We start from the raw sequence: 8,841 nt of genomic DNA on the forward strand, positions 1-8,841 counted from the left end.
GCCTGGGCTGAGCACGGTCCGGGTGGCAGTGTCACGGCTCTGACCTGCGGTTTACACAGCGGGCGTTCGTTTTCCCGTGAAACCGACCGCCCTTTTGCATGAAGGCCGGATGGGCGATGCGGAGCCGACCGGCGAGTCTGGGAAGATGGCTCCGGCGAAGTCCTCGCCCCCTGGTCAGGGCCAAGAACGCACACCCGCATACACAAGGAGCGGACAGATGCCCATCGCAACCCCCGACGTCTACAACGAGATGCTGGACCGGGCGAAGGCAGGCAAGTTCGCCTACCCGGCCATCAACGTCACGTCGACGCAGACGCTGCACGCCGCGCTGCGGGGCTTCGCCGAGGCCGAGAGCGACGGCATCATCCAGATCTCCACCGGTGGTGCGGAGTTCCTGGGCGGCCAGTACAACAAGGACATGGTGACCGGCGCCGTTGCGCTCGCCGAGTTCGCGCACGTCGTGGCCGCCAAGTACGACATCACCGTCGCGCTGCACACCGACCACTGCCCCAAGGACAAGCTCGACGGCTACGTCCGCCCGCTGCTCGATGTCTCCGCGGAGCGCGTCGCCAAGGGTCTGAACCCGCTCTTCCAGTCCCACATGTGGGACGGCTCGGCCGAGACCCTCGCCGACAACCTGGCCATCGGCCAGGAGCTGCTCGCCAAGGCTACCGCCGCCAAGATCATCCTCGAGGTCGAGATCACCCCGACCGGCGGCGAGGAGGACGGCGTCACCCACGAGATCAACGACGAGCTGTACACGACGGTCGACGACGCGCTGCGCACCGCCGAGGCGCTCGGTCTCGGTGAGAAGGGCCGCTACCTGCTGGCCGCCTCCTTCGGCAACGTCCACGGCGTCTACAAGCCGGGCAATGTCGTGCTCCGCCCCGAGCTGCTCAAGGACCTGCAGGAGGGCGTCGGCGCCAAGTACGGCAAGGCCGCCCCGTTCGACTTCGTCTTCCACGGCGGCTCCGGCTCCACCGAGGAGGAGATCGCCACCGCGCTGGAGAACGGCGTGGTCAAGATGAACCTGGACACCGACACCCAGTACGCCTTCACGCGTCCGGTCGCGGACCACATGTTCCGTCACTACGACGGTGTGCTGAAGGTCGACGGCGAGGTCGGCGACAAGAAGACCTACGACCCGCGCAGCTGGGGCAAGCTGGCCGAGGCCGGTATGGCCAAGCGCGTGACCGAGGCGTGCGCCAACCTGCGCTCCACGGGCACCAAGATCAAGTAAGCCCGCTGCGGCTCGGAAGGGCTCCGCATCCTCCGGGATGCGGGGCCCTTTGCGTTGGCCGGGCGGGAGCCGCCGTCCCCCCGCCGGGCGGGCGGACGCCGATCCGGGCATGCTCGCCGTATGAGCGAGCGGAGTGCACCGCGCGTACCGAAGGCATCGGGCGCTCCCGGCGACGTCCGGCTGGCCTCCGGGCGGGGCCGGTGGGTGCTGACGACGGCCGTGCTGGGATCCGGCATGGCGATGCTCGACAGCACGGTCGTCAATGTCGCCCTGCCCGCCATCGGCCGGGATCTGAACGCGGATCTGGCGGTCCTCCAGTGGACCGTCACCGCGTACATGCTCACCCTCGCCTCGCTGATCCTGCTCGGTGGCGCGCTCGGCGACCTCTACGGCCGGCGGCGGGTGTTCGTGATCGGCGTGGTGTGGTTCGCGGTGGCCTCCCTGCTGTGCGGGTTGGCGCCGAACGCCGCGGTGCTGATCGCGGCCCGCGCGCTCCAGGGCGTCGGCGGAGCACTGCTCACGCCGGGCTCGCTGGCGCTGATGCAGGCGGTCTTCCATCCGGACGACCGGGCGCGGGCGGTCGGCGCCTGGTCGGGGCTCGGCGGGGTGGCCGCGGCGGTCGGGCCGTTCATCGGCGGCTGGCTGGTGGACGGTCCGGGCTGGCGCTGGGTGTTCTTCGTGAATGTGCCGCTGGCGGCGGTCTGTGTGCCGGTGGCGCTGCGGCATGTCCCCGAGACCCGGGAGCGGGCGGTGCGCGAGCACCGCGGGTTCGATGCGCCGGGTGCGCTGCTGGGGGCGCTGGCGCTGGCCGGGGTGACATATGCGCTGATTGCGGCGCCGGACGGGGGTGCGTCGCCCGGGGTGATCGTGCCGGCGGTGATCGGTCTGCTGCTCGGGGCGGTGTTCGTCCGCGTCGAGAGGCGGCGGGCGAATCCGATGCTGCCGCCGGCGATCTTCGCCATCCGCCAGTTCACCGCCGTCAACGCCGTGACGGTCTGCGTCTACGCCGCATTCAGCGGCTTCTTCTTCCTCTCCGTGCTCCAGCTCCAGGTCGTGGCGGGCTACTCGGCGCTCCAGGCCGGTACGGCGCTGCTGCCCACGACCGTGCTGATGCTGCTGCTGTCCGCCCGCTCGGGGGAGCTGGGCCAGCGCATCGGGCCGCGGATTCCGCTCACCGTGGGGCCGGTGCTGTGCGCCGCCGGGATGCTGCTGATGACGCGGGTCGGTGCCGATGCGTCGTATCCGGCCGATGTGCTGCCCGCGCTGGTGGTGCTGGGCATCGGCATGGTGACGCTGGTCGCGCCGCTGACCGCGACCGTGCTGGCGGCGGTCGAGGTGGACCGGGCGGGCCTGGCCAGCGGCATCAACAACGCGGCGGCGCGGGCCGCGGGCCTGGTGGCGGTCGCCGCGCTGCCGCTGCTCGCCGGCATGGGACCGGAGGCGTACCGCTCGGCGGACCAGTTCGCCGCCGCCTTCCAGCGCGCCATGCTGCTGTGCGCCGTGATTCTGCTGGCGGGGGCGCTGATCGCCTGGCTGACCGTACGGACCGATGTGCTGCGCGGCGCCGCGCCGGCGGGGCCGGAGCCGTGTCACCCGGAGTGCCAGTACCACTGCGGAACGAGCGCACCGCCGCTGGATCCGGGGGAGAGCCGGCGCCGGGCCGTGGACGAGAGGTGACCGGCAGGCGGGCCGGGACGCGGACCAGGCAGACTTGAGGCATGTCCATTCACGAGAACCTCCTCGGGGGACCGCCCCCGACCCATCTGCCCGACGACCCCGAGCCCCGCGAGCTGCTCGCCGCCGGCACAGCGCCGTCCGACGTCGCCGCGAAGTACCCGACCTCCTCGCTGGCCTGGGCGCAGCTCGCCGACGACGCCTTCCAGGGGGGCCGGACCGTCGAGTCGTACGCGTACGCCCGCACCGGCTACCACCGTGGTCTGGACGCCCTGCGCCGGGCCGGCTGGAAGGGCCACGGCCCGGTGCCGTTCGAGCACGAGCCCAACCGCGGCTTCCTGCGCGCGCTGCACGCCCTCGCCCGCGCCGCGCAGGCGATCGGCGAGCAGGAGGAGTACGAGCGCTGCTCGGCGTTCCTGCGCGACTCCTCGCCGACCGCGGCCGACACGCTGTCCTGACGGCCGTCGGCTGTCGGCAGAGATCTCAAGGGCCGGCCGCATGATCGCGGTCGGCCCTTGCGCGGCCGGAGAACAGCACGGATGATTTCAGTGGGCCGGGTCGTACCGCGCCCGAGGGGACCGGGGCTCCCGAGCCGACAAGGAAGGAGCGGACCGCTACCCGGTAGTTCGCACCTGAGGAGTCCCTCATGTCGCAGCCATCTCCGCTTTTGCCGGCCGATTCCGGCTCTCCCGCTGTATGCGGCGGCACTGTTTCACGTGAAACCACAGCGGATGCGCCGTTCGCCCCCGATCTGAGTATCGGCAGCACCACCACGACCCCCTACGAGGACTACGTCCAGGCCGGCGTCCTCACCCACCTCCAGCACCCGCTCTCCGACGACCCCGGGGAGATGGCCTTCCTGGTCACCACCCAGGTCATGGAGCTGTGGTTCACGGTCATCGTCCATGAGTGGCAGACCGCCGCCGCTGCGCTGCGCCGTGAAGATCTGCCGGTGGCGATGGATGCGCTGCGGCGCTCCACGTACGAGCTGGAGGCGCTGAACGCCGCCTGGAAGCCGCTCGCCCGGCTGACCCCGGAGCAGTTCAACGCCTACCGCGACGCGCTCGGCGAGGGCTCCGGATTCCAGTCCGCGATGTACCGGCGGCTGGAGTTCCTGCTCGGCGAGAAGTCCGCGTCGATGCTGGTGCCGCACCGAGGTGCGCCGCGCGAGTACGCCGAGCTGGAGAAGGCGCTCCAGGAGCCGAGCCTGTGGGACGAGGTGCTGCGGCTGCTCGCGCGCCGCGGTCACGCCGTTCCCGAGGCCGTACTCCAGCGGGACCCGGCGCTGCGCTACGAGCCGGACCCGGCCGTCGAGGCCGCCTGGGCCGAGATCTATGCCGGCTCCCAGGAGTCCGAACTCGTCCGCCTCGGCGAGGCGTTGACCGACGTCGGCGAACTGGTGTGGCGATGGCGTAACGACCATCTCGTCGCGACCCGGCGGGCGATGGGCTCAAAGATGGGCACCGGCGGCTCCGCGGGCGTGGCCTGGCTGGAGAAGCGGGCCCGTAAGAACGTCTTCCCCGAGCTCTGGACGGCGCGCAGCCATGTCTGAGAACCCCGAGAACCACACCTCCGAGACCCGCGAACACGCCGCGCAGGCCGGGCAGCTGGACGCCGCCGACCCGCTCGGCGCGACGATCCGCGACCGCTTCGCCCTCGATGACACGGTGTACCTCGACGGCAACTCGCTGGGCGCGCTGCCCCGTGCGGTGCCCGGCCGGATAGCCGACGTCATCACCCGCGAATGGGGCGAGCTGCGCATCCGTTCCTGGGACGAGTCCGGCTGGTGGACCGCGCCCGAGCGGATCGGCGACAAGATCGCACCGCTCATCGGGGCGTCGCCCGGCCGGGTCGTGGTCGGCGACTCCACCAGCGTCAACGTCTTCAAGGCCGTCGTCGGCGGCATCCGGATGGCCGGAAAGGGCTGCACGGAGATCCTCGTCGATGCGACCACGTTCCCGACCGACGGCTATATCGCCAGGTCGGCGGCCCGGATGACCGGCCTCGCGGTGCGCCCGGTCGAGCCCGCACGGATCGCCGACGAGGTCACCGAGCGGACCGCCCTGGCGCTGGTCAACCACGTCGACTACCGCACCGGAGCGCTCAACGACCTGCCCGGCATCACCACCGCGCTGCACTCCGCCGGAGCGCTCGCCGTCTGGGACCTGTGCCACAGCGCCGGCGCGCTGCCGGTCGGAGTGGAGCGGTACGGCGTCGACCTCGCCGTCGGCTGCACCTACAAGTACCTCAACGGCGGGCCCGGTTCGCCCGCGTACCTCTATGTGCGCGAGAGCCTCCAGGAACGCTTCGACTCGCCGCTGCCCGGCTGGAACTCGCACGCCGAACCGTTTGGGATGGCGCCCGACTACGCCCCCGCCGACGGCATCGTCCGCGGCCGGGTCGGCACCCCCGACATCCTGTCGCTGCTCGCCCTGGAAGCGGCGCTGGACGTCTGGGACGGCGTCTCCGTCGAGGACGTCCGCACCAAGAGCCTGGCGCTGACCGACTTCTTCCTCGAATGCGTCGCCGCCTACGCACCGCCCGGCCGGGTCCGCTCGGTCACGCCGTACGACCACAGCCGGCGCGGCAGCCAGGTGTCGCTGGAGTGTTCCGGTGCCGCCGAGGTGATGGGCGAGCTGATCCGGCGCGGGGTGGTCGGCGACTTCCGCCGGCCCGATGTGCTGCGCTTCGGCTTCACCCCGCTGTACACCTCCTTCGCGGAGGCGGAGCGGGCGGCGTGGGTGCTGGGTGAGGTGCTGCGGGCGCTGCCGGAGGCCGCCGGGGCCGGCGGGTGAGCGCACCGGACGAGGAGTCGGCGCTGCTGGGGCTCGCCCCGGTGGCGCCGGTCCGGACGGTGGCCTACGGGGCGCATCCGGACCAGGTCATCGATCTGTACGGGCCGTGGGGCGCAGGCTCCGGCCCGCCGGTCGTCCTCCTGCACGGCGGCTTCTGGCGGGCCCCGTACGACCGCCGTCATCTCTCGCCGCTGGCCGCCGAGCTGGCCGGGCGGGGGCTGCCGGTGGCGCTCGTGGAGTACCGCAGGGTGGGGGCCGGCGGGGGCGCGCCGCAGACCTTCGACGACGTGGCGGCGGCGGTCGGGGCGGTGGCGTACGAGGCGGGAGCGGGCGCCGGGGCTGCAGGGGCGGGCCGTGGCCTCGTCCTCATCGGGCACTCCGCGGGCGGTCATCTCGCGCTGCTCGCCGCCGCCCGCCCCGGCACGCCGGTCAGCCGTGTGCTCGCCGTCTCGCCCGTCGCCGACCTCGCCCGCGCCCATGAGCTGGGCCTGAGCGGCGGCGCGGTCGCCGAGCTCCTCGGCGGCGACCGGCCGGGCGGCGGTTCCGGGCCCGGCACCTGCGACGGGCCCGGCACCGGTGCCGGGCTCGGCTTCGCGGAGCGGCTGGCCGCCGCCGACCCGCTGCGCCACCCGCCGCCCGCCGGCATCCCCGTCACGATCCTGCACGGCACCGACGACCAGGACGTCCCGCTGGACATCTCGCGCCGCTACGTCGCCGCGCACCCCGCTGCCGACCTGCAGGAACTGCCGGGCGTCGGCCACTACGCCCCGGTCACCCCCGGGACCCCGGCCTGCCGCACGCTGCTCGCCGCGCTGCTCACCGGCTGACCTGCGCGGCGGCCCGCTCCGCCCCCGTAGTACTCAAGACGGACACTCGTGGATCCCCACTGGTGGGGACGCCAAAGCGTTCGCCACTGCTTACCGTTGGCAGGGTGAAAGAGACGACCCCGCCGCAGGGCAGTTCGGAGAGCACCCTGCGCTCAGAGGCCCGGATAGCCCATGGCGCGCTGCACCGACTGCGCCAGGACCTGTTCGTCGATGCCTTCGCCTTCCGCCCGATGCCGCCGCTGGAGGACGCCAAGGTGTCCCGGTGGGTGCCCTGGCTGCCCGAGCGGATCCGGCACTGGGCGCGCTGGCTGCCGCACTTCATCGTGGGCGGCTTCGCGGTGCTGGTCTTCCTCGCGACCTTCGCCATGAGCTACGGCATCGGCCCGGTGCGGGGCCTCCTGGCGGCGGGCTACTGCCTGCTGGTGGCCGCCCCGCCCGCGCTGACGCTCTTCCGCCCGGTGGGTGCCTACTGGATCTCGCTGTTCGCGGTGGTCGTGGGGTGGTTCGCCACGACGGCCTTCTCCCCGTACGGCAGTCCTTTCGGGGACGCGGCCTTCCCCACCCACCTGGCCGTGATGACCCTCGTGGTGCTGCGGACCCGGCCGCGGCTGGCGGTGGAGATGTGGCTGGTGACCTTCGGCGTGTCGGCCGTGCTGTCGGCGTTCAGCGGAAGCGGTCCGGGCGATGTGCCGCCGGTGGCGTTCTTCTCCGGCCTGGTGCTGGTCGCCGCCGCGGCGGTGCGCGCCTGGCGCGAGGAGCGCCGTCAGGTCGTCGAGACCCAGACCGCCACCGCCGAGGAGCGGTCCCGGCGCACGCTTCTGGAGGAGCGCGCCACCATCGCCCGCGAGCTGCACGATGTGGTCGCCCACCACATGTCCGTGATCGCCATCCAGGCCGAGGCCGCCCCGTACCGGGTCGAGAACACCCCGCCCGAGCTGGCCACGTCCTTCGCGACGATCCGCGAGAACGCCGTGGCCGCGCTCACCGAACTGCGCCGGATCCTGGGCGTGGTCCGCTCCGAGGACCCGGACGCGTTCGCCGAGGGCGCCCCGGAGGCTCCGCAGCCGACCCTCGCCAGCCTCGACGCGCTGCTCGACAGCGTCCGCAGCGCGGGACTGACCGTGGAGGCCGTGATCACCGGCGCGCCCAGACCGCTGCCGCAGGGCGTCGAGCTGTCCGCGTACCGGATCGTGCAGGAGGCGCTGAGCAACGCCCTGCGGCACTCGCCGGGTGCCGATGCCAGGGTGGAGATCTCGTACGTGCTGGGCGGGATCGGCCTGCGCATCATCAACGGCGCCCCGAGCCGGCTGGCCAAGCCGTCGCCGGGCGCCGGGCACGGTGTGCTGGGGATGCGCGAGCGGGTGCAGATGCTGGGCGGTGAGATGACGGCCGACCGTACCGAGGACGGCGGTTTCGAGGTCGCGGCGTTCATTCCCGTGACGAATTCGGCGGCGAACGCAGCAGGGGAGAGCACGGCATGATCCGCGTACTGATCGTCGACGACCAGGTGATGGTCCGCGAGGGTTTCTCCGTCCTGCTCAACGCCATGCCGGACATCGAGGTCGTCGGCGAGGCCGTCGACGGGCGCCAGGCGGTGCACAAGGTCGCGGTGCTCAAGCCGGACGTCGTCCTGATGGACATCCGGATGCCGGAGATGAACGGCCTGGAGGCGACCCGCGAGATCGTGGCCGCCGACGCGGAGGCCAAGGTCCTGGTGCTGACCACCTTCGACCTGGACGAATACGTCTACCAAGCGCTGCGCGCCGGGGCCAGCGGCTTCCTCCTCAAGGACGCCTCGGCCGGCCAGCTTGCCGAGGGCGTCCGCATCGTCGCCTCCGGCGAGGCCCTCCTCGCCCCCACCGTCACCAAGCGCCTGATCTCCGAATTCTCCCGCCTCGGCACCCCGCGCGCCCCCGCCCAGGAACGCATCGGCGACCTGACGGAACGGGAGACGGAGGTGTTGATCCTGGTCGCCCAGGGACTCTCGAACGGCGAGATCGCCGAGCATCTGGTCGTCGCGGAATCGACGGTGAAGACCCACGTCAGCCGAATTCTGGTGAAGCTCGGTCTGCGCGACCGGACACAGGCGGCGGTGTTCGCGTACGAGGCGCGGCTGGTGACGCCGGGCGGCTGACCGCCCCGCGCAGCGGAGATCACCGCACCGGCCGCCGTGGCGCCGCGCCGCACCCGCCGGGTCGGCCCGCACCTTTGTCCACAGGGCCGCCCCGGCGGCCGGCGGCACGAGGAGGACGGTGCCCTTCAGACGGCGGATCGCGGTGGCAACACCCGTACGGGCCTGGGCGGG

The 8,841-nt window shown here is 72.5% G+C and carries 8 protein-coding genes; all 8 read left to right on the forward strand.

What is annotated here, in order from left to right:
• Positions 1–217 precede the first annotated feature (217 nt).
• The 8 genes from fbaA to AB0D04_RS41410 all read left to right on the forward strand — a co-directional run bounded on the left by fbaA (position 218) and on the right by AB0D04_RS41410 (position 8,670).
• Positions 218–1,240, forward strand: a complete 1,023-nt coding sequence (gene fbaA / locus AB0D04_RS41375) for a class II fructose-bisphosphate aldolase (RefSeq protein WP_362712573.1) — start codon at positions 218–220, stop codon at positions 1,238–1,240.
• Positions 1,241–1,360: 120 nt separating this feature from the next.
• A complete protein-coding gene (locus tag AB0D04_RS41380; RefSeq protein ID WP_362712574.1) occupies positions 1,361–2,917 on the forward strand; it encodes an MFS transporter in 1,557 nt (518 codons plus the stop codon).
• A gap of 41 nt (positions 2,918–2,958) precedes the next feature.
• A complete protein-coding gene (locus AB0D04_RS41385; protein ID WP_362712575.1) occupies positions 2,959–3,372 on the forward strand; it encodes a DUF3151 domain-containing protein in 414 nt (137 codons plus the stop codon).
• A gap of 188 nt (positions 3,373–3,560) precedes the next feature.
• Entirely contained in the window at positions 3,561–4,466 is a 906-nt protein-coding gene (locus tag AB0D04_RS41390; RefSeq protein WP_362712576.1) for a tryptophan 2,3-dioxygenase family protein, read from the forward strand.
• Complete coding sequence (gene kynU / locus AB0D04_RS41395) at positions 4,459–5,709, forward strand: kynureninase (protein WP_362712577.1); 1,251 nt, start codon at positions 4,459–4,461, stop codon at positions 5,707–5,709. The genes AB0D04_RS41390 and kynU overlap by 8 nt, the downstream gene beginning before the upstream one ends.
• The gene (locus AB0D04_RS41400) at positions 5,706–6,536 is read left to right on the forward strand and encodes an alpha/beta hydrolase (protein WP_362712578.1); all 831 of its coding nucleotides are present in this window, start codon (positions 5,706–5,708) and stop codon (positions 6,534–6,536) included. The genes kynU and AB0D04_RS41400 overlap by 4 nt, the downstream gene beginning before the upstream one ends.
• Before the next feature lie 164 nt (positions 6,537–6,700).
• Complete coding sequence (locus tag AB0D04_RS41405; protein WP_362712580.1) at positions 6,701–8,017, forward strand: histidine kinase; 1,317 nt, start codon at positions 6,701–6,703, stop codon at positions 8,015–8,017.
• Positions 8,014–8,670 carry a response regulator transcription factor gene (locus AB0D04_RS41410; protein WP_362712579.1) on the forward strand — a complete coding sequence of 219 codons (657 nt, stop codon included), beginning with the start codon at positions 8,014–8,016 and terminating at the stop codon, positions 8,668–8,670. Before AB0D04_RS41405 ends, AB0D04_RS41410 begins: the two co-directional genes overlap by 4 nt.
• Positions 8,671–8,841: the final 171 nt, after the last annotated feature.

It is taken from the genome of Streptomyces sp. NPDC048483 (assembly GCF_040651455.1).
Taxonomy (GTDB): Bacteria; Actinomycetota; Actinomycetes; order Streptomycetales; family Streptomycetaceae; genus Streptomyces.

Coding starts and splice junctions, on each gene's coding strand:
- fbaA (WP_362712573.1), top strand. CDS start 218: ATGCCCATCGCAACCCCCGACGTCTACAACGAGATGCTGGACCGGGCG.
- AB0D04_RS41380 (WP_362712574.1), top strand. CDS start 1,361: ATGAGCGAGCGGAGTGCACCGCGCGTACCGAAGGCATCGGGCGCTCCC.
- AB0D04_RS41385 (WP_362712575.1), top strand. CDS start 2,959: ATGTCCATTCACGAGAACCTCCTCGGGGGACCGCCCCCGACCCATCTG.
- AB0D04_RS41390 (WP_362712576.1), top strand. CDS start 3,561: ATGTCGCAGCCATCTCCGCTTTTGCCGGCCGATTCCGGCTCTCCCGCT.
- kynU (WP_362712577.1), top strand. CDS start 4,459: ATGTCTGAGAACCCCGAGAACCACACCTCCGAGACCCGCGAACACGCC.
- AB0D04_RS41410 (WP_362712579.1), top strand. CDS start 8,014: ATGATCCGCGTACTGATCGTCGACGACCAGGTGATGGTCCGCGAGGGT.